Origin of the sequence: Streptomyces sp. NPDC096311 (assembly GCF_044763085.1) — a bacterium.
GTDB lineage: Bacteria > Actinomycetota > Actinomycetes > Streptomycetales > Streptomycetaceae > Streptomyces.
In genome coordinates this window covers 108545-128205 of record NZ_JBIWFN010000020.1, presented here as the reverse complement: position 1 = coordinate 128205, position 19661 = coordinate 108545, and the positions used below count along the sequence as shown (strand labels likewise).

Below are 19661 nucleotides of genomic sequence, written 5' to 3'. Positions count from 1 at the left end.
GCCGCCGGGTGCCCCGTCATGTCCGAGCCGCCGGGCACTCCGTCGCGTCTGAGCCGCCGGGTGTCCCGTCATGTCTGAGTCGCGGGGTGCCCCGTCGCGTCTGAGCCGCCGGGTGTCCCGTCATGTCTGAGTCGCGGGGTGCCCCGTCGCGTCTGAGCCACCGGGTGTCCCGTCACGTCCGAGCCGCCGGGCACCCCGGCACGTCTGAGCCGCCCGGCTACCCCCGGCATGCCTGAGCCGGAGGCGTCCACGTGGTCGCGTGGACGCCTCCGGCTCGGACTGGGACTCCTTTATTGCCCAGCAGGGGGCGCCTCTTGCCCAGCAGGGGGCGCCGCGTGGCCCGACGGCGCCTTCTCCGTGCCAGGTACACGCACCAGGTCCACGTCGCTCGCGCGGACGTAGGCGATCCGGTGGCCGAACTGGATCTCGTAGTACTCCTCGCGCCCCGTCACCACCAGGCTCGGTGTGTCACTGAAGGTCGATCTGTCGATATAGGAACCGACAGGCCGGGACTGCGCCACGTACCGCTGGCCCGCGAGGAGGGTGTACGGGAGCGGGGACTCGGACTGCTGCTCCACCCCCTCCGGGTAGGCCTCCTCCTCCGGGAGGGCGCGCCCGAACACCGGGATCTCGCTCAAGCCCTCCTTCGGAGTCACGAACCGGCCGCTCGCACCGACGGCCGTCGGATGGTTCTTCGGGTTCTTGAACCACGCCTTGTGGCCCTGGTACCAGATCGCCGTCCAGTCGCCACTGCGTCCGGCGACCGCGTAGGTCTGGCCGGCGGAGACCCGCGACCCCAGGTCGTTGACGTCCTCCGTGGAGTCCTCGCCGTCGGGACGCCGGCCCGGGTCCTGAATCAGTGGCGCGTGCTCGTCCGGCTCGGTGTGCAGGCGGACGGCGCTGGAGCCGTGCGGCGCGCACTTCACACCGCTCTTGGTGCACCCCGTGAACAGCGGCTTGTGGGTGGCGAAGTCCGGCAGCACGGTCACCAGGTCGCTGTCGGGCCCGGCCGTGGCACGCAGGGGCGCGCCGAGGAGGTCGAAGTAGTGCCGCCAGTCCCAGAAGGGGCCGGGGTCGTCGTGCATGTCGGGGATGCTCGAGGTGGTCGGCGCCGCCACGTTGTCGTGCCCGAAGATGTGCTGACGGTCGAGCGGGATGTCGTACTTCTTCGCCAGGTAGCGCACCAGTTTGGCTGAGGACTGGTACATCTGCTCCGTGTACCAGGCGTCGGGCTGCCTGAGGAACCCCTCGTGCTCGATGCCGATCGAACGGGCGTTCACAAACTGGTTCCCGGAGTGCCAGGCCACGTCCTTGGTCCTGATGTGCTGGGTGACATGGCCGTCCTTGGAGCGGATCGAGTAGTGCCAGGACGCCTCCGTCGGATCCTGCACGGTCTGACGCATGGACGGCAGGCCCGCCTCCGTGTCGTGGATGACGATGTACTCGATCTTCTGGTCCCTGGGCCGGTCGGCCAGGTCGTGATTGCCGTAGTCGCCGTTGTCGTCGTACTCGACGTACGGCGCGGCGAGCCAGTCGCAGGTCAGCTCCGCGGGACACTCGACCTCCTTGGGCCGCCGTGCCGCCTGGGGGTGAGGAGTGCGGGGGTGTACGCCAGGGCTGGCGGGGAGGGTGACCTGCTGTCCGGAGTCGGTGGTGCGGTGCGCGCCCTTGCGGATCACCGCGAAGACGTTGTTCGCGTACTCCGCCGCCGACGTGGTGTCGCCGGTCCCCGGGAAGCGTGCCACCGCCTCCCACCAGTCCGCCGGGTTGGTGCTGAGCGGCTTGCCGAGCTGCCGTTGTGTCTCCGCGAGGAGCGCCGCACCTCCGCGTACGTTGGCCTCGGCATCGGTCCGCAGCCGCGCCACCGGGGCTCCGATCAGGCCGGCGGCCCGGCGCAGGTCCGCGGGCTGCGCGGAGCGTCCGCCCGGGGAGCCCGCCGCGGGCGAGGCCGAGGACCCCGCCGCGGCCGCGGGCGGCTGGGCACCTCCGCGGTGCGACTCCGACGGAGCCGGTGTCGGGGACGTGTCCTTGGCCTGGCGGGCGTCGACCAGGTGCATCGGCCCGTAGCCGCCGACGACGCTCGGGGTGCCCGGCCGGGCGTCCCATCTCGACTGCAGGTAGGACACGCCCAGAAGCACACTGCGCGGCACGTGGTATTCGTTCGCGGCGTCCGTGAAGACGTTCTGAAGTTGGCGGTCGGCCGATGTCCCTCCGGCGCACGCCGCCGGGCCGGCCAGCAGCGGCATCAGGAGCGCCGCGGAGGCGGTCATGCGGACTGTACGGCGGTGCTCACGTGGGGAGTTGGGGACACGGGGGGCGACACGTCTTCTCATCGCAAGGGTCTCCAATCATGCTCGTCGCAATCAGGACAAAGGAGTTGCCCTCTGCATCACCCCCTGTACGTTTCCGTGCCCGACACGCCCCGTCGCGCCAAGCGTCACTGGTGTGGCCCAGCCACCCGGCAGAGGCCACCCGGTCGGCGGCAGAACGTCCGCGCCGACGGGGAGTCGGCGCGAGCCCGCCGCGGCACGCGGGAGTCCCGTCGTACGGGGCGCGTGGGAGTGCCGTCGTACGGGGTGCGCGGGAGTGCCGTCGTACGGGGTGCGCGGGAGTGCCGCCGTACGGGGAGGTGACGGCTCAGTCCTGGACCGGGTCCACCTGCCAGTCGGGGTGTCCCGGCATGGGCGGGGTGCGGTCCCCGTACAGCCACGGCGTCAGGAACGGCTTCAGGTCCTCGCCCGCGACCTCGGACGCCAGCGCGACGAAGTCCTGGGTACCGGCCGCCCGCCCCTGGTACTTCGTCACCCAGGACCGCTCGATCTTCTCGAAGGCCCCCTCGCCGACCTTCTCCCGGAGGGCGTAGAGGACGAGCGCCGAGCCGTCGTACCGCACCTGCTTGAACAGGGCCGCCTCGGTGCGGGGTTCGGCGGGCGCCCCGTCGTCGTGACGCCACTGGTCGTGCTGCTCGTACGCCGCCCGCATCGCGGACTCGATGCTGTCGCCGTCGTGCGCCTCGGAGTAGAGACGCTCGTAGAAACGGGCGTGCCCCTCGCTCAGCCACAGGTCGGACCACCGCCGGATGGCCACGCTGTCGCCGGTCCACTGATGGGTCAGCTCGTGTACGAGGTCGCGCTCGGCGTCGACCCGGTCACCCTGTAGGTCGCCCTTCGGCACAAGGGACAGCGACTGCGTCTCCAGCGCCACCGGCAGGTCGGTGTCCCCCACCAGCACGCCGTAACGGCGAAACGGGTAGGGGCCGAGCCGCTGTTCCAGCCAGGTCAGGTGCTCGGGAGTGAGTGAGCGATAGGCCTTGGTCCCGGCGACCAGGTCACCGGGGACCACGTCCCGGACGGGCAGCCCGTGCGGACCGGTGCTCTCGACGAACGTGAACTTCCCGATCGCCATCTGCACCAGCTGCGCCGCGACCGGCTGCTCGGAGTCGTACGTCCACAGGACCCGTCCGTCGGGCCGCGGCGCGCGCTCGACGAGCCGGCCGTTGGCGACCGCGCTGACACCCGGTGGAGTGGTGATGAGGAAGGTGACCGGCGCCCGCAGGCTCGGATGGTCGTTCGCCGGGAAGATCATCTTGGCCCCGTCGGGCTGCGGATAGAGCACGGTGCCGTCGGGCGTGGGCACCCAACCGTAGTCACCGATCGCGTCGCCGCGGTGCCTTCGCTGTGTCGGGTCGGCGGTGTAGGCGACCCGCACGGTGAACGCGCCGCCCTGGGGGATCGGCTTCGCGGGGGTGACAACGAGCTCGTCACCGTCGCGTACGGCCCTCGCCGGTACGTCGTCCACGGTGACCGAGTGCAGCGTGTTGCCCGCGAAGTCGAGGTCGAAGCGGGACAGGGCCTGCGTGGCGCTCGCGCTGATGGTCGTACTGGCGTCGAAGCGTGTCCTGGGCGCCCGCCAGTCGAAGGCGAGCGTGTAGCGGCTGACCGTGTACCCCCCGTTGCCGTCGAGCGGCAGAAGCGGGTCGCCGATACCCGGGGCACCGGGTGATCCGGCGGAGGCGGTGGTGCTGGAGGGGGCGGTGGTGGCGAGGGTGCCTGGGCGGGCGGGGGAGGGGTGGTCTCCATGGGGGAGGGCGCCGACGAGGACCACGGCACCGCCGATCCCGACGGCGCCGGTGACGGCGAGGAGGAGGGCCGTACGGCGGGTGCGGGTGCGGGTGCGGGGGCCCGGGAGGCCACGGAGACCCCGGGGGCCACGGGACTGACTCGGCTGCCGGGGGTCGTGGATCTCCATGGCCGCACTATGTCAGCAGGATCAGCCCATAACCGACTATTTCGGCTCACATCCTTGTCGGTCACTTCATGGCTGGTCACCTCGCGTGGGTACTGCGACTGGTCACTGTCACTGGTCACTGCGACTGGTTACTGCGATGGGGTGCTGCGATGGGGTGCTGCCGTCAGAAACGGGGATGGCTCCCCGGTTACGTGCTAGCGTCAGAGCAGGAAACGGGGATCAGTCCCCGTTGGTGGGGAGGGTGGACGTGGCGGATACGGCGCTGGTGTTGGGCGGGGGCGGCCTGACCGCGTACGCGTGGCAGGTCGGCATGCTGGCGGGGCTGGCCGACGCCGGGCTGGAGCTCGGCGATGCCGACGTGCTCGCCGGCACGTCGGCCGGCTCACTGCTCGCCGTGGAACTGGCCGCAGGAGCGGCGCCCGCCGACCTGTACGAGGCACAGGTCGCCCGGAAGCGAGCCATGATGGAGGTGGACTTCACCTTCTTCATGACGGTCAAGTACCTGTGGGCGGCGCTCGGTTCGCGCGATCCGGCGACCGTGGTCAAGCGGCTGGGCCGGCTCTCCCTGAACGTGCGCGACGTGACGGAGGCCGACGTGTTCGACGCGATCCGCGCCCAACTGCCGGTTGAGGACTGGCCGGAGCGGCCCGTGCGGCTGTTCGCGGTGGATGCGCTCACCGGCGAACCGACCGGCTTCGGCGCCAACAGTGGCGTCGACCTGGTGACGGCGATGTCGGCCACGTGCGCACTGCCACCGCTGTTCCCGCCGATCACGATCGGGACGGGCCGCTGGATGGACGGGGGCGTACGTTCCACGACCAACGCCGACTTGGCGCACGACTGCCGACGAGTTGTGGTCCTGGCCCCGATCCCCGACGTGCCGGGCGCGACCCCGAGCGCCTTCGATCAGGTGGCCTCCCTCGAGGCGGGCGGTACCCGGGCCGCCCTGCTGGTCCCGGACCGAGCGGCCCGCCGCGCGTTCGGCCGCAACGCGCTGGATGCGTCCCGCATTCCGGGCGCGGCCCAGGCAGGCCTACGCCAGGCGGCCGAGTACGCCGAAGAGGTCCGAGCCATCTGGCACGGCTGAGCCTCGACCGAGTGCGAGATCCGGGTCGGGAGGCTGCGGTCGCTCGAAGCCAACTGGGTGTCGGGACAGGACGATTGAGTGACACATCAGCCGGACTGAGTGCGATGCCGTACCCACCGAACTCACCGCGACCGCACCCGAGTTGCTACTCGACATTTCGCCCCCCCACGACGGTGACGCCGCGCCACGGCGGCATGTGAACCCACGATCCCTGGCCCCGTGTCGCCGTCTCCCGGTCGCTGCACGTGCGCCCCGGGCATAGGCTGGTCGTACCGAATGCGGCCATGCGGCCGCCGACGAGATCACGTTGTCGCCGATGGCTGTCCGGCCACGGTATGAGTCGGCGGTGCGGCTCGCTTCCGTGGCAGCCGTCCTCCTCGCCGACACTCCCCAGCAGGCCTTTTCGGCGCTGCTGTTTTCCCTGCTGTCAGGGAGTCGCAATGAAGAACCCCACTCTGCTGCACCGTCGTGCCGCGACCATCGTCGCGGCGGCGCTCTTGACCGGTGGCACGGTACTGACGACGGGCGCTTCCGCGACCGTCTCCCAGGTCAGCCCGTCCGATCAGCAGGCCATCGTCTCCGAGACCAACAGTGTGCGCCAGCAGGCCGACCAGTCACCATTGACCTGGGACGACTCGCTCGCCAAGGCGGCCCAGGCCTGGGCCGACAACCCGGCATCCACCGAGGGCGGCAGCCTGCATCACGGCCCGATCGGCAACGCCGCCGAAAACATATCCTCCTCTTCGGCGACCCAGGCCACGGGGCGATGGGCCGCGGAGAAGAGCGCCTACGACGCCGACCCCAACCACGCCACCGACAGCCCCGGTTACAAGAAATGGGGTCACTACTACAACATGATCAGCGAGAGATACGGGAAGATCGGCTGCGGCACCAAGAGCGGCGTTCCCACCGGCTCGATCACGGTGTGCCAGTACGCACCCTGACGCTGTGTGCGGCAGCCGTGAACACACGTCTCGCCCGAGCTTCAGTGTTCGCGGAGGCCGCATTCAGCCGGGTAAAGAGTGGAGCCCGCGGACAGCGAGCCGGACGGCGGTCGCGTGAGCTGGACGCACGTGGCGCCGGAGGCATCGGTGGCGTCGGTGGCATCGGTCGCGAGGGCGTCGATGCGGATCGCCGGAGCGGGTCGCAGGAACGGCGGGGTGTGCGGTTGGGCCTCGGCCGGTGTGTCGAAGGGTGCGCCTTCGAGGACGGCGAGGGCGATCAGGGTGCCATCTCACTCCCTATGGCACCGACGTCCCGCTCTGCTGCGCCATAGCGCGGCACATACGCGGCCATCACGGTGCCCTGCGCGCCCACGGAAACGGCGGCAAGAGCCTCCTGGCAGAGGCGGAGCGTCACTGGCGACTGACCATCGAGGAGATCGAGCCCCACTCCACACCATGGCGGGGTGGCCGCAGACGAAGCCACCGCCGGCGAGGAGGGCCGCCGCGTCGCCTGTCTGGTTGGCGGTGGGCGTCGCCCGGAGGTCCGGCCCTCCGTTTGACCGGTGCTCGGTTCGCGGGCGGTGCCGGTGTTGATGGTTGTGCTCAACGATCAACACCGGCTGTTCGGTGGGACGTTGTGCGGACGGAAGTCCTGTAGGCGCCTCGCACCGTCCCGTTGACGTACCGCTTATGCCTCGGCGGATGTCCGGAGACTGTGAACCTTGTGGCGGACGAACAGCGCGGTAGGCACGGCCATGACGATCAGTACGACTCCGCCCATGACGTTGCCCACGTGTACGGCGTCGGTGAACGCCCTCGATACCGCCGTTCCCACCACGCGGGCGAGGGATGCGGGAAGGCTCGTCGCACCGCCGCCGTGTGACGCACCCTCCACGATCCTGTCCGCCTGCGGCGAGGGGATGCCTGCCTCGACGAGACGGTCATGCAGGTTCCGGGGGAAGCGACTGGTGACGACAGTTCCGAGCACACCGGGGCCGAGCACACCGGGGCCGAGCACGGTTCTCGGCTGACGAGCCATGTTCACCGCTGCGCCGCCGCCATGCCCTCCTGCTGTGGCGGGACACCGTTGACCGCGGCAGCCGTCGAAGGCGCCGTCAGCAGGCCCGCTCCCATGCCCGCCACGAGCAGTCCGGGCCACATCGCCCCGTAGCTTCCCGAGGCATCGGTCGCGAGCAGCGCGAGGGACGCGGCTCCGATGAGGACGGGACCTGCGGTGATCAAGGAGGTCAGGCCGACCCGGCGTACCAGCACCCGGGCGGCCACCACGGTGACCAGGAGGAACGTTCCGAACAGCGGCAGCAGGCGCACGCCGACGTCGAGGGGACTGGTCAGTCCCATACGTTCCATGTCCCACACGTTCCATGTAGAGCACGCTGAGCAGGGCGACACCGACCAGTCCGAAGACGCTGACAGCGGCCACGGCTGCGCCTCCGAGGCCCGCGATCGCCTGTACACACGCCTGCATCACTCGATGGCTGAACGCGGGAGTACCGATCGCCGAGGCAGCCCGGAGAGTCGGTAACTCTCCCGAGGTGATTCACCGCCGCTATCACGGCTGCATCGTTGGCCACGAGGAAGCGGCCAACGCGAAGATCACAAAGACGCTGGAAGAAGACGGCGACACGGCCTGGCGTGCCCGACGGGTCGGCACAGTCCCTGCGACTCTCCCGGCTACGCTCGCGCGGGAGCGCCCCGCGGCGCGTGGCTGCGGGGCGCCTTGTGGGGTCTAGTCGACCGCCTGGCCGTCGTACCTACCGCCCACGCAGGGGTTGCCCGGCAAGTCGATCCGGGGCACTCCGCCGCCCTCCCTGCACTGAGAGGGGGTGACGTAGGACGGGGCACCCTGTGCGGCGGTGGCGGTGGCGGCGCCTGTGAGGCCGAGTCCGGCGAGGGCTGCCGTGGCGATGACGGCGGCGAGGATTCGTCGAATGCGCATGTGGTTTCCCTTTCACGGATTGCCTCGGGTGGGGCACTAGCCAGTTTGATCTTCACCCATGTGGGTGGCACGTCCTGTTGCGCCATTCGGGTGACAGCGCTGCCGGGTGCGGGGTCGGTGACGCGACCCGTCGAACAGGCCCTAGCTGTATTGATCACGCACGTTGTTAACGCCGACCGGGGACGGCCGCCTCTTCTGCAGCGAGCGCGGGGGAGTGGTGGCCTCCTCGACATACTCGCGCGCTTGGCAGGAAGCCCGGCTGCTCGCCCTCCCGCCGGCCGCGGCTGCCTCGCCACTGGCTCGCCGACCGTACGACCTTCGCCACTCCGCTCTGCCGACGTGGCTCAACGCAGGAGTTGATCCGACGGAGGTTGCCGAGCGCGCCGGAAACAGCGTGGAGGTTCTGCTCGGCTGCTAGGCGAAGTGCCTCGATGGCAGGCAGGAGGTCGCCAACAGCAAGATCGATGGGCTGCTGCGCGAGTATGAGTGATCAGGTGCGGTGTCCTGTCCGTGCCCTCTCCTACGCTGCTCTTTTGATCGAACAGTTCGCATGGGGAAGGGACGAGGATGAGCGGCGACCAATGGCGTCACACGGGCCCGTATCAGCCGGATCTGGAGGCCGCATTCCGGCAGGCTCAGGAAGACGAACTGCTGAAGGACAACCACGGCTTCGAGGGCCGATCCATAGAGGAACTGTGGAGCGACCCAACGTGGCACGAGTACATCTTCACCGGTGGCACGGGCACGGTGCTGGACTTCCCCCTCATGATCGAGGCGACGGACACCGACGACGGTCCGTTCCTGCGGCCGTTGACCGACCGTGAGGTGCGTGCCTGGGCTCCCAGTTGCCGACCCACCTACGTCGAGTGGGACGACGCCCTCGATTCCGATTGTTTGGCCTTCCCCGGTCGTACCCAGGGGAACTGCACGGTGCTCTACCGCGACGGGCAACCCGCACAGATCGGCTACTGGGGAGTCACCGCCGACTAGAGGAACGGCACAGCGCCACAGCGAAAGCCCTTGGACCTGTCCAGGGGCCTTCGCGTTTCCTGGGCCTGACCAGGGAGGATGCTCCAAGATCCTGTCCACGAATAGTCCACAGACCCTGACATGGAGCCGCTTCGGGCCGCATACGCCTGCACATACGCGAAGACCCCGGCCTCAGCGTTTCCGCTGGTGACGGGGTCTTTGGGCACCTCATAAGGGGTGCCCCCGGCAGGATTCGAACCTGCGTACACGGCTCCGGAGCACAATCAGAGATTGGCTGACAGATCGCCTCTGACCAGCCGTTTCCTTGATTCCGGGAGCTGTTGGGTGCCCTCGTGTATCGCAAATAGTGCGGAGTCGGGAGTCGCCTCCGGCTCCTGCGTCCGTTGAAAGGTCGGCTCCGCCGACGGGCTGCAACACCCGGGGTGTTGCAGCCATCTGTGACCAGACTGCCCGGACACCGGCGGTGGAACCCACCCGCTGTGCCCGCGGCCGTACTGTCGGTTCGACCTCGGTAGGCATCCGAGCTGCACAGTCGTGCTGCCTACGGAGTGCTCGCCGAAGAGTCTCGACACGCATTCGACAGGGCACCCAAACCCTGCCGACGCTCTCCCGGCATGCGAATGAACCTGGTTCTCCTGTCAGTGCCGCATGCAACAATGTCTCCCCGTTTCATCACTGGGGGATCGATGGACGAGCTAGGACAAGTAGTCGTTGCCGCTGGGCATCTGGCAATCAAACCGCGAGGCCCCCGGTGGGCCCATGCCTCCCTGTGTGTCCTGGACGCCGTCTTCTCTATCAACGCCCACTACGAGCGGCACACGGTCCCGACCTGCCACCGCTACGCGGCCTGGGCCGGCATCTCACGTCAGCTGTCAGGTAGCGCACAGCTCCCTATCCCTGACGAGCAACCGCTTCAGGGTTTCGTTGCGCATATCCAGACCCACGGCGAAGAAGCCTTCTCTTCTGAGGTCCTACAGAACAGGCAGCGCACACGGGCAAACCGCGATGCCCCGCTGAAGGTGGTGGCTGCCCGCCAGTACGCCGAGCTCCTGGTATCCCACGGCATCGCAACCCTTGCCGATGCCAACGCGCTACTTGCTGACTTCGAACAGCTGAAGACCGTTGAGCGTGACCTCGCCGGGGTTGCCGGCCACGGCTCCGGCGCACGACTCGGGTACCTGTGGATGCTGTTGGGAGACGACAGCCGCATCAAGCCGGACCGTATGGTTCTTCGATGGCTGCAAACAGTGCTGCAGCGCACGGTGACCACGGCCCAAGCGATCAGTATCCTCTCTGAGGCTGCGGCGCGCTTGAGGTGTACTCCGTGGGAGCTAGATCACGCGATCTGGGAAAACCAGCGGAAGGTCTGACCGCAGCGAATACGTGCGCGCGCTTCTGTGAGACCGAGTCGACAGCCATTGGCACCCGGCTCCGGAGGCCAGGTGAGGCCGTGAGCCTTTCAGTGGCCTGACCTGCGGGGGAGCGGCACCCAAGAAGCCTGCCGAGCGAGATCATTACGCCCCTATCACGTGGGCGGCCTGTTGAGCGGTGGGGCGGCGCCGTATGGTCGAAGGCATGATCTCGGGCAGCGGCGGGGGCCAGGACGGCGGCACGGAGTTCACAGCGGAGAGCCTTGAGGCGGTCCTACGAGAGGCGTGCGGGACGGCCGGACTGGACCCGGAAGGCGCCGAGTTGCTGCGCCTCGGCTCCAACGCCGTGTACCGCCTATCAGGCTCGCCGGTTATCGTCCGGATTGCTCGTGACCCCGATGTTCTGGACGAGATGGAACGGGCGGTACGGGTCGCCAGGTGGCTGGAGGCGGAAGACCTTCCGGCTACTCGGGTGCCGGCCGGAGTCACGCAACCGCTGGTGGTCGGAGGCAGGGTTGTGACCTTCTGGGAGAGCGTGCAGGAGCGCGAGGAGTACGCGACGGTGGGGGAGCTGGCCGACCTGCTCCGCCGCTTGCACTGGCTCGAAGAGCCGGAGTCTCTGCGGCTGCCGTACTTCGATCCGTTCGCGAAGCTGTCGGCGTCCCTCGGGCAGATGGACGGCGTCACGGAAGATGACCGCACGTTTCTGGAGGAGCGGGCCGGAAAGCTGAACAAGGACTACGGCCGGCTGGACTTCGTGCTTCCCTTCGGGATGATTCACGGGGACGCGAGCATAGGCAACGTGCTCCGTCACCGGGACGGTCACGCGGTGCTCATCGACCTTGACGGCTTCGCGCTGGCGCCGCGCGAGTGGGATCTGATCCAGACCGCGATGTTCTACGACCGGTACGGCTGGCATACGAAGGCCGAGTACGCCGAGTTCGTCCACCGATACGGCTTCGACCTGATGAACTGGCCCGGCTATGAGACCTTGGCGGATCTACGTGAACTGATGATGGTTGCCTGGCTCGGCCACCAGGTCGCTGCCAGCGACCGTTCCGCGGCGGAGTTTGCGCGGCGCGTGCGATCGCTGCGTACCGGTGAGGGGCGAGACACGTGGGGCCCGTTCTGAGGGAGTGTTTCTGCGAGCTTTCGCCCGTGTTTGAGTAGCAATGTCGGGCACCTGAAATGCGGACCTTGAGTCCGAATGGCGCCCATGGATCAACCATCCACAAAAGATCACAAGAGGTTCTGGAGCGTTACCTTCACGGACAAACCCTTGCTCTGGAATGCTGAACTGCATCAGCTGCGAGCATTGCTCAGGGGGAGGCTATGCAGTGGACGACGTGCATCACTTGTGGCGCACTGGGTGGCCTTATCGTCGAGATCGTGGTCTTCTACGGGCGTATCGCTGCGTGGCAAGCGGCCCGTCATCGCGCCCTGTCGAGAAACCAGACGAGAGATCAGCTACCACCGCTCGGCAAGTACATCGACGCACCTTCCGATGCACTGGCAGCCCTTACCCGGCTCTCCCTCGGTGCAAGCGCCGGATGGATCTTTTCCCCCCAGCTGACCGGAGCATTCGCAGCGGTCGCGGTGGGAGCCTCAGCTCCGGCGCTACTGCGGCAACTCGGCAGCGCGAAGACTGTCCAAGCGGCGATCAACGGAAGTCGTTCCACCGTTGTGGCCTTGGAGCCGGTCCAGCACTCCGCCACCTTGCCGGATGGGGCGGAGGTCGGCCGTGAGTAGTCTGCGTCAACGCTATTGGGCGTCGCTGACTGATTCCAGGGACGACAACCTTGAATTGCTGGACCACATCATCGAACACGGGCGACGCAAGGACTGGACCTTGTGGCGCAGGTATCTTGCCTCGTTGTTCGACATCGAACTGACCGACAAAGACCCCGTCGGGAACCCAAAGTACAGTCCGATCACCGAAGTCCGGAGTGTCGTGGCTCCCGTCCATAGGAGCTGGCTGGCCATCGCCGCTGCCGTGCTTCTGGTCTTCGGCGCCGGATTCGCCACCTCGTTCTTTCTGAATGACCAGGGGGCAGCGGCCTCGCCCGTGGTCATCGGTGCCGCGCCCGCGCTGCCCGCAGGGGCGCTCAAGGAGGCTGGAGGGTTCGCGTGGGTCCCGCCCAAGGGCTGGGAACGGGCGGTGGCGAGCGGCGACGAAGTGCACTACGTCTCGCCAGACAGCAAACAGGAGATCCTCGGCCGCTCCGCTTTGGCCCAGGGCGACTTAATGAAGCAGTGGCGGGCCGCAGAGCGGGACACTCGCCAAGCCCAGGACTACCGGAGGCTCCGTCTGACAGAGGCCACGTTCCGCGGCTGGCCCGCGGTCGTCTGGGAGTACGTCGTCAAGGTCAGAGGGGCGCAGTGGCACGTGCTGAACGTCGGCTTCGACGCCTACGGCAAATACTATGAGATCAGCACCTGGTACCAGCCTGCCATCGAAACCCAGGCGCTCAAGAACTACAGCCTGGTGAAGGACAGTTTCACCGTGCTGTGAACTGCCCGGAACACTTCTCTGAGATGAAAATCAGAGATCGAGTTGGGCCTCGGAGGCTGCCCACAACCTGTGTTCCCGGACCTGTTCTGCGAAGTCCCGCGAGGTCACGCTGCCGCTGGTCGCTGCGAGGTTCTCCCGGAACTCGGCGAGATAGCTGACACATCGGGCGGACTTGAGTTGCTCCCCAAGATCAAGGGCATCGAGCACGACTCGACACGCTTCTTCGACGTCGCCTGCTCGTAGATGCGCGTCAGCGAGAACCATCGTCGCGAAGAAGTCGCTGCGCACGTGATTGCCGCTCATGGCGTTCTCGGCGTGGGCGACGGCCTGGCGGGCGCTGTTCACGTCGCGGAAGCAGTGCGCAGCTTCGGCGGCAAGCTCGGCCTCGTCGAAGTAGCTGATCCACTCCGGCTCGTCGTCGCTGTTCCGACTCTCCAGAGACCTGGTTGCTGCACTCAGCGCGGCCTCGCAAGCGGTGACGTCGCCTGTACGTGCGAGCGCGCGGGCTTCCATGGCGTGGAACTGGGCGCGCAGGGTCGGCGTGGCCACCGGGGAGATGCCCATGAGCGCGGCACGAGCGAGTGTCGCGCCGTGGGTGTACTGGCCGAGGAACGTGGCCTGATGACTCATCGCGGAGAGGATGCTCCCCGCGAGTCGACGGTCGTTGGCGTCTTGGGCCAATCGGAGCGCTTGGAGGAAATACCGCTGCGCGAGGCCGTGATGACACGAGTCGTAGGACATCCAGCCGGCAAGCAGCGTCGCCTCAGCGACGGTGGAATAGAGGGCTCGCCCTACTTGCTCTGTGTACTTGCCCCGCAACATAGGCAGAACGTCGTTACTGAGGTACTGGATTATGGCGTGCCGCGCGTGATCCCCACCAAACTGGTCGTCGAGTTGGGCGAACATGTCCGCGGTGGTCTTGATGGTGGCCACGTCCCCCAGCCCGACACGCGTACCCTCGGCGCGAGGTCGGGGAATCGCAGGCTCGGGCGCCACCAACCAGCGCAGGGAGGCTTCACTCCACGCGGGCTCGGACGGCTCGGCGTTCAACAGCAGCTCGTACTGGTTTAGGTCGGCTCGCCACAGCTTCCCGACGCCCTGGATCGCCGCATCCGGACTGGCGGGGTAGCCGGCATCCAGGAGCGCGGAGTCCTGCAGTGAACCGTGGTTCAGGCCGAGTTCCGCCGCACTGACGTCATAGACGTCACAGAGGAGCGGGCCGTAGAACTCGTCCGGGGTGCTGTGCCCGTTCTCCCAACTGGCAATGCGCCGCTTGACACTCGCGTCTGACGGAAGCTGATGACCACGCCGGGCGGCGGCCTGGCGCAACTCACGCACCAATCGCGGCTGACTCCAACCACGGCTTGTACGGGCCTCACGTAAGCGGATGCTCGTTTGCATCGAAGACGTGACCGTTCCCTCTCTGAATGTGCGCCGATACGACAACTCAGTCTCGCCATTGAATGTACGCGCTGGTGATCCCCTCTCGCGGACAGTAAGCAGAGGTCGCCCCTACTCGATGGGTGACGGGGGTGACGCACCACCGCTCGCAGCATCATCCCCCGTCACCTCTCGTCATCTGCCCTGGCCAGTCCCCTGACCTCGACTCTGGACATACGGCGGCATTGAGGCCGCTACGCAGCCGGACCGAGGTGGGATGACGTGCAGAGGATGACCAGAAGGGGCATCGAGTGGCTGTCCGCGGCTGCTGACGATCCGATGATGTGCCGTGCGGTATGGGCGGACGACCCCCGCACGCCGTGCATGCTGTCCGCCGGCCGTCTCTTCGACGTGGTGACGATCGAGGAACGCATCGGGCTGGAGGCCTTCGACCAACTCGTGTGTCGAGGGCTTCCGTTGGGACCCGCCATGTTGGATCACAAGGCCCAGCGCGTCGGCTTCTTCCTCAGCTCTCGGAGCCAAGAGACTTTCGCCCACTTCCTCGGACGAGAGACCCAGACCCCTCCACTGCATCGATACCTGAGCCTTGGCTCCGCGGTAGTCGTTCCTGGCCCTATGCCTCTGTCCGGCGACCGCTACCAATGGCTTCGCGCCCCGGTCCGGCGACCGGAGGCCAACCCTCTTCGTCCGGTTGCCCTGGCAACCATGCTCGTGGCGGCTGCCGAACTGGTGGCGCGCGTCGACCGGTACGGCGAGCAGTACCCCTCTCCCGCCGCCGTGGCCATGGCCCTTCCCGAGAGGACGGCCACCGATGCGGGATGACGAAGCCGACCGTCATGACGCTGCCCAGTGGTCACCGATCGACAGCGACGGTTGGTACGCGGCCCGCAACGCTACAACCGCTCTCCGGGACGCCTTAATTAACGCGGGCATGGAGAAGGACCTCCCCTACCTCCGCGCAGACCTGAACGCCTTCGGACACGGCCTGGTGGAACTCGGGCGCGTGTCACCAGAAACCGCGGAGAGCCTGGCCGAACTACTGCGGCGTGCGTTGACCTGTGGGCAGGCCGTCGGTGATGAATGCAGCCGGGCACCTGAGCAGCCGATACGAAAGGACTGACCCCATGACCGACAGACGAGGAGTCGTTGCCAAGCGCGCCGAGAATCTGATGCCAGGCGTCCCCTACGTCCGCGGCTGGACCCAGGCCCGGCACAGCGCCGGCACCTTGGCCTCATTGCTAACCGACTTGGGCTTGGAGTCAGACTTCCCCGGCCTCTCAGCCGACGTGAACGTCTTGGGCGAGGGCCTGGTGCGCCTCGGAACGATCCGCCCAGAGGCCGCCTTGTTGCTGGCCGAGCTGATTACGTCGGGCCTCGCGGCAGAGATGCTCGACTCTACGGCTCAAGTGCCGACAGACGCTCTCAAGAGTCGGGCTTCTGCTCCCTGACTGACACTGAAGAACCCCGGCTCGTCGCGGTCCGAGCATGCTCCCGCGACCAGTCGGCACCGGCCCCGTGCGACCTCGTCTCCCCCGGCGATCGTCGTACGGGGCGTTCTCCTGTGCACGACCTCCGCTTGCCGGTCGGCTCTGCCGCCCGGCCGGGACCGGCGCCCCAGCGCCGCAGCCCGGACGAGCGGCAGAGCCGACCGGGCTGAGTGGGATACAAGACGGGGCTAAACGTGAGAGCCCTTGTGCCTCTCACAGCCGGTCAGCTGCTGTCGGGACAGCCGAGATGCGGGGGCTTCTTCTGTTCCGCGTGGTTGCTGACCACCGCTTTAGGAGTTCGATCCGGGGGCCGTGCGGGCTGCTTGGACTCGTGCTCGCTGGCCGAATCGGAATCCAGCTTTGGACGCCGGGATCCGTCGTCGTCTGGCGACGTTGATGTCAGCCGGTGATGTCAGGCAAGGCGAAGTCAGACGAAAAATCCGGGCGTCATCGGCGGTGTCGAGCGCGACGGTGAGGCCGAAGCGCGCCCGAGCGTCTATGACCACACTCGAGCTGGGGCTGTAGCCGGTCTTTTTTTGGTTGTAGCGCCTGTTGTGAGGCGGTTGGTTCTAGGCTGGTAGTCCTTGCTGATAGACCGTCGAGGGGGATGTGATGCTGGTAGAAGCGTTGTTGGCGTTGGCGGCTGCGGGTGGTGGTGCCGTCGTGCAGGCTGCTGGTACGGATGCCTGGAACGGGGTGCGCGCTGGCATTGCCCGGATGCTGGGCCGTGGCGAGGCGGCTCGTGAGCAAGGTGAACTGGAGCGGTTGGACCGCACGCAGGCCGTGTTGGAGGTCTCGAATGAAGATGAGATCGAGCACGTGCGTAAGGCGCAGGCAGCGGTTTGGCAGAACCGCCTGGAAATGCTGCTAGAAGAGCTGCCCGAGGCGCAGCGCCAGCGAACCGCGGCGGAGCTGCGGGCTTTGATCGAGCAGGCCGGTGCAGGGGGCGGGAGCCAGTCTGTGCATAACGATTTCAGCGGGTCGACGTTTGAGAAGTCGGCAGTGCAAGGCAGCGGTACGCAGCACAACACCTTCAACTGACGCAGAGGGCGGCATCTGGTGGGGGGCAAGAACAAGGCCAAGGGACGGAACAAGAAGAGCGGCGGCCGCGGTCAGCGGGACGCTGATCGGCCAGGGCCCGGAGCGGGGCGGCACAACAGCTTCGCTGGCAGTCGGTTCGATCGTGCCGCGGCTTTGGGCAGTGGAACGCAGTACAACACGTTCGTGCACGAGTACGCGCCGACACCGTCCGCGCTCGCCTCGCTGCCGGAACTGCCTGCCGAGTTCACCGGACGAGAGGAAGACCTGGCTTTCCTGCTGGATCTCCTCGATTCGGGGTCGGGTGTCGAGCGGCCGGTAGTCGTGGTGGCGGGAATGGGGGGCGTGGGCAAGACAACGCTGGCTCACGCCGCCGGTCATGAAACTTTGAAGCAAAAGTGGTTCACCGGAGTGCTCCTGGTGGACCTGCGCGGTTACGACTCCCAGCCGGCCCAGGCCGAGCAAGCGCTCGACTCGCTGCTTCGTCTGCTCGGAGTGTCAGCGGAGCACATCCCTCCCACCGGGCCCGAGAGGGAAGTCTTTTACCGCTCCCATCTCGTAGAACGCGCCCGGGAGAGTGAGCGGCTGCTGGTAGTGGCGGACAACGCCTCCAGCGCCGCCCAGGTCAAACCCCTGCTGCCGCCCGCACCGCACGGGATGATCGTTACATCCCGTAAAGCGCTCCCGGGAATCGGCCGCCTCCGCTCCCTACATCAGCTGCAGCCCGAAGACGCCGTTGGCCTCCTAGACCTCGCCCTGCGCGAAGCAGATCCCAGCGACCAGCGCGTTGAAGGGGACAAAGAAGCAGCTGAACGCATCGCTGTTGCGTGCGGCTGCCTGCCCCTGGCCCTGCAGATCGTCGCCGCGCAGTTGGTTCAAGATCCCGGACAGCCTCTGGCCGAACGCGCTCAACGCCTTGCCTCAGGAGAGGGACGGCTGGACAGCATCAACGACGGAGAACGCGACCTGCGCACCGTCTTCGACCAGACCCTCAACAGTCTGCTCCCACAACAGCAAGATCTGTTCCGCATGCTGTCCCTCAATGCCGGCCCCGACATCTCCACAGCCGCAGCCACCGCTCTCACCCACCAAACCGAGACAGTTACCGACAATCAGCTCAGCCAGCTCGCCGCCACCCATCTCATCGCACGCAGCTCAGTGCGTGGCCGGTGGCAGATGCACGACCTGCTAGGCGACTACGCCTACGAAAAATCTCGGGCCCACTGTCAGGACAACCGCACCGCGCGCCGCAAATACGAGCAAGCGCGCCAACGTCTCACTGACTACTACATTCGCCTGGCCGAAAACGCAGACACCCACATCGCATCGTCCGGTCAGGGCAAGCCTTCCCCGGTATTTTCTGGCAGGGACGAGGCCCTGACGCAACTGGACGCAGAGTGCGGCAATCTCATCGCAACCGCTCATGCTGAGGCCCCCTCCCAGAGCACCGCCCGCCTTGGGTTCGCTCTCCGTGACTACCTGGAGTGGCGCCACAGGCCGCAGGACGTTCTAGCAATCGGCGCATTGGTTTTGGATACCTGCCGCGCCCTCGGTGATTTCCATAATGAATCAGGCGCCTGGCACAACCTTGGCAGCGCCTTGGATGAACTACACCGTTACGACGAGGCTCTCACTGCTTATAACACCGCACGTACCCTCGCGGAACAAACCAACAACAAAGACAGTCAAGCTGGCGCATGGAACGGCATTGGTAATAGTCGGCACAGTCTGCACCGTTTCGATGAGGCTCTCACTGCATACCGCACTGCACAGGTCCTCGCCGAACAAGCCAACAATAAAGACGGCCAAAATAACATCTGGAACAACATCGGAAATACTTTAGAGGCGCTACACCGTCACGAAGAGGCCCTCGCTGCATTCAGCACCGGGCGCACTCTCGCGGAACAAAATAACGACAAAGACACTCAAGCCGTCACGTGGAATGGCACCGGGAACGCGCTGGAGAAACTGCACCGTTACGATGAGGCTCTCACTGCATACCGCACTGCACGGGTCCTCGCTGAACAAACCAACCACAAAGACAGGCAAGCCGTAGCGTGGAGCAATGCCGGTAGCGCGCTGGAGAAGCTGCACCGTTATGATGAGGCTCTCACCGCTTATGGCACCGCGCGCACCCTCGCCGAGCTGACCAACGATAAAGACGGTCAAGCCCTAGTGTGGAACAATACCGGTAGCGCGCTGGAAAAGCTGCACCGTTATGATGAGGCTCTCACCGCTTATGACACCGCGCGCACCCTCGCCGAACAAACCAGCCACTCAAGTAGCCAAGCCAACACCTGGAATGGTATTGGAAACGTCCTGTATAGGCTGCACCGTTATGATGAGGCTCTCACCGCTTATGGCACCGCGCGCACCCTCGCCGAGCCGACCAACGATAAAGACGGTCAAGCCGTAGCCTGGAGCAATACCGGTAGCGCGCTGGAGAAACTGCACCGTTATGATGAGGCTCTCACCGCTTATGACACCGCGCGCACCCTCGCCGAGCCGACCAACAATAAAGACGGTCAAGCCGTAGCCTGGAGCAATACCGGTAGCGCGCTGGAGAAACTGCACCGTTATGATGAGGCTCTCACCGCTTATGGCACCGCGCGTGCTCTCGTCGAGCT

Annotated in this window: 18 protein-coding genes and 1 pseudogene; 13 read left to right on the top strand and 6 right to left on the bottom strand. The window is 66.7% G+C overall.

Translation table 11 applies throughout. The annotated features are described in order from the left end of the window. Positions 1-290 precede the first annotated feature (290 nt). Both ACIRA5_RS39965 and ACIRA5_RS39960 read right to left on the bottom strand, forming a co-directional pair. Complete coding sequence (locus ACIRA5_RS39965; protein ID WP_403699427.1) at positions 291-2270, bottom strand: N-acetylmuramoyl-L-alanine amidase; 1980 nt, start codon at positions 2268-2270, stop codon at positions 291-293. A 367-nt stretch (positions 2271-2637) separates the two neighbouring features. Next, on the bottom strand, positions 2638-4248 hold the full coding sequence (locus tag ACIRA5_RS39960; protein ID WP_403699425.1) for a M1 family metallopeptidase: 1611 nt from the start codon (positions 4246-4248) through the stop codon (positions 2638-2640). A gap of 247 nt (positions 4249-4495) precedes the next feature. Between ACIRA5_RS39960 and ACIRA5_RS39955 the strand changes: the two genes are divergently transcribed. Continuing rightward, entirely contained in the window at positions 4496-5335 is an 840-nt protein-coding gene (locus ACIRA5_RS39955) for a patatin-like phospholipase family protein (RefSeq protein ID WP_403699424.1), read from the top strand. A gap of 440 nt (positions 5336-5775) precedes the next feature. Continuing rightward, positions 5776-6279, top strand: coding sequence for a CAP domain-containing protein (locus tag ACIRA5_RS39950; RefSeq protein WP_403699422.1), 504 nt, complete (start codon positions 5776-5778; stop codon positions 6277-6279). Between the two features lie 688 nt (positions 6280-6967). Here the strand turns inward: ACIRA5_RS39950 and ACIRA5_RS39945 are convergent. The 3 genes from ACIRA5_RS39945 to ACIRA5_RS39935 form a co-directional block, all read right to left on the bottom strand. Then, positions 6968-7318: a hypothetical protein gene (locus tag ACIRA5_RS39945; RefSeq protein WP_403699421.1), complete on the bottom strand. Its 351-nt coding sequence runs from the start codon at positions 7316-7318 to the stop codon at positions 6968-6970. A gap of 2 nt (positions 7319-7320) precedes the next feature. After that, positions 7321-7647, bottom strand: coding sequence for a hypothetical protein (locus ACIRA5_RS39940; protein ID WP_403699419.1), 327 nt, complete (start codon positions 7645-7647; stop codon positions 7321-7323). Positions 7648-8026: 379 nt separating this feature from the next. Next, on the bottom strand, positions 8027-8236 hold the full coding sequence (locus ACIRA5_RS39935) for a hypothetical protein (protein WP_403699418.1): 210 nt from the start codon (positions 8234-8236) through the stop codon (positions 8027-8029). Positions 8237-8417: 181 nt separating this feature from the next. Here ACIRA5_RS39935 and ACIRA5_RS39930 point away from each other — a divergent pair. The 6 genes and pseudogenes from ACIRA5_RS39930 to ACIRA5_RS39905 all read left to right on the top strand — a co-directional run. Then, positions 8418-8726: pseudogene (locus ACIRA5_RS39930) on the top strand (site-specific integrase); the annotation flags it as partial. A gap of 77 nt (positions 8727-8803) precedes the next feature. After that, positions 8804-9226 carry a hypothetical protein gene (locus ACIRA5_RS39925; RefSeq protein WP_403699416.1) on the top strand — a complete coding sequence of 141 codons (423 nt, stop codon included), beginning with the start codon at positions 8804-8806 and terminating at the stop codon, positions 9224-9226. 686 nt (positions 9227-9912) lie between these two features. Beyond that, a complete protein-coding gene (locus tag ACIRA5_RS39920; protein WP_403699414.1) occupies positions 9913-10596 on the top strand; it encodes a hypothetical protein in 684 nt (227 codons plus the stop codon). A gap of 205 nt (positions 10597-10801) precedes the next feature. Further along, complete coding sequence (locus tag ACIRA5_RS39915; protein WP_403699412.1) at positions 10802-11728, top strand: phosphotransferase family protein; 927 nt, start codon at positions 10802-10804, stop codon at positions 11726-11728. 200 nt (positions 11729-11928) lie between these two features. Next, complete coding sequence (locus ACIRA5_RS39910) at positions 11929-12345, top strand: hypothetical protein (RefSeq protein WP_403699410.1); 417 nt, start codon at positions 11929-11931, stop codon at positions 12343-12345. Further along, complete coding sequence (locus tag ACIRA5_RS39905; protein WP_403699408.1) at positions 12338-13108, top strand: hypothetical protein; 771 nt, start codon at positions 12338-12340, stop codon at positions 13106-13108. Before ACIRA5_RS39910 ends, ACIRA5_RS39905 begins: the two co-directional genes overlap by 8 nt. 30 nt (positions 13109-13138) lie before the next feature. Here ACIRA5_RS39905 and ACIRA5_RS39900 read toward each other — a convergent pair whose 3' ends face one another. Further along, positions 13139-14509: a hypothetical protein gene (locus ACIRA5_RS39900; protein ID WP_403699406.1), complete on the bottom strand. Its 1371-nt coding sequence runs from the start codon at positions 14507-14509 to the stop codon at positions 13139-13141. Between the two features lie 270 nt (positions 14510-14779). Here ACIRA5_RS39900 and ACIRA5_RS39895 point away from each other — a divergent pair, with 270 nt between their 5' ends. The 5 genes from ACIRA5_RS39895 to ACIRA5_RS39875 all read left to right on the top strand — a co-directional run. Then, positions 14780-15331: a bifunctional DNA primase/polymerase gene (locus tag ACIRA5_RS39895; protein ID WP_403699647.1), complete on the top strand. Its 552-nt coding sequence runs from the start codon at positions 14780-14782 to the stop codon at positions 15329-15331. Next, complete coding sequence (locus ACIRA5_RS39890; protein ID WP_403699404.1) at positions 15321-15629, top strand: hypothetical protein; 309 nt, start codon at positions 15321-15323, stop codon at positions 15627-15629. The genes ACIRA5_RS39895 and ACIRA5_RS39890 overlap by 11 nt, the downstream gene beginning before the upstream one ends. A gap of 4 nt (positions 15630-15633) precedes the next feature. Further along, entirely contained in the window at positions 15634-15957 is a 324-nt protein-coding gene (locus ACIRA5_RS39885) for a hypothetical protein (protein WP_403699402.1), read from the top strand. A gap of 651 nt (positions 15958-16608) precedes the next feature. Continuing rightward, positions 16609-17037, top strand: a complete 429-nt coding sequence (locus tag ACIRA5_RS39880; protein ID WP_403699400.1) for a hypothetical protein — start codon at positions 16609-16611, stop codon at positions 17035-17037. Between the two features lie 183 nt (positions 17038-17220). Continuing rightward, on the top strand, positions 17221-19661 hold a 2441-nt coding region (locus ACIRA5_RS39875; protein WP_403699398.1), incomplete at its 3' end, for a tetratricopeptide repeat protein.

Coding starts and splice junctions, on each gene's coding strand:
- ACIRA5_RS39965 (WP_403699427.1), bottom strand. CDS start 2,270: ATGACCGCCTCCGCGGCGCTCCTGATGCCGCTGCTGGCCGGCCCGGCG.
- ACIRA5_RS39960 (WP_403699425.1), bottom strand. CDS start 4,248: ATGGAGATCCACGACCCCCGGCAGCCGAGTCAGTCCCGTGGCCCCCGG.
- ACIRA5_RS39950 (WP_403699422.1), top strand. CDS start 5,776: ATGAAGAACCCCACTCTGCTGCACCGTCGTGCCGCGACCATCGTCGCG.
- ACIRA5_RS39945 (WP_403699421.1), bottom strand. CDS start 7,318: ATGGCTCGTCAGCCGAGAACCGTGCTCGGCCCCGGTGTGCTCGGCCCC.
- ACIRA5_RS39940 (WP_403699419.1), bottom strand. CDS start 7,647: ATGGAACGTATGGGACTGACCAGTCCCCTCGACGTCGGCGTGCGCCTG.
- ACIRA5_RS39935 (WP_403699418.1), bottom strand. CDS start 8,236: ATGCGCATTCGACGAATCCTCGCCGCCGTCATCGCCACGGCAGCCCTC.
- ACIRA5_RS39925 (WP_403699416.1), top strand. CDS start 8,804: ATGAGCGGCGACCAATGGCGTCACACGGGCCCGTATCAGCCGGATCTG.
- ACIRA5_RS39920 (WP_403699414.1), top strand. CDS start 9,913: ATGGACGAGCTAGGACAAGTAGTCGTTGCCGCTGGGCATCTGGCAATC.
- ACIRA5_RS39915 (WP_403699412.1), top strand. CDS start 10,802: ATGATCTCGGGCAGCGGCGGGGGCCAGGACGGCGGCACGGAGTTCACA.
- ACIRA5_RS39910 (WP_403699410.1), top strand. CDS start 11,929: ATGCAGTGGACGACGTGCATCACTTGTGGCGCACTGGGTGGCCTTATC.
- ACIRA5_RS39900 (WP_403699406.1), bottom strand. CDS start 14,509: ATGCAAACGAGCATCCGCTTACGTGAGGCCCGTACAAGCCGTGGTTGG.
- ACIRA5_RS39895 (WP_403699647.1), top strand. CDS start 14,780: ATGACCAGAAGGGGCATCGAGTGGCTGTCCGCGGCTGCTGACGATCCG.
- ACIRA5_RS39890 (WP_403699404.1), top strand. CDS start 15,321: ATGCGGGATGACGAAGCCGACCGTCATGACGCTGCCCAGTGGTCACCG.
- ACIRA5_RS39885 (WP_403699402.1), top strand. CDS start 15,634: ATGACCGACAGACGAGGAGTCGTTGCCAAGCGCGCCGAGAATCTGATG.
- ACIRA5_RS39880 (WP_403699400.1), top strand. CDS start 16,609: ATGCTGGTAGAAGCGTTGTTGGCGTTGGCGGCTGCGGGTGGTGGTGCC.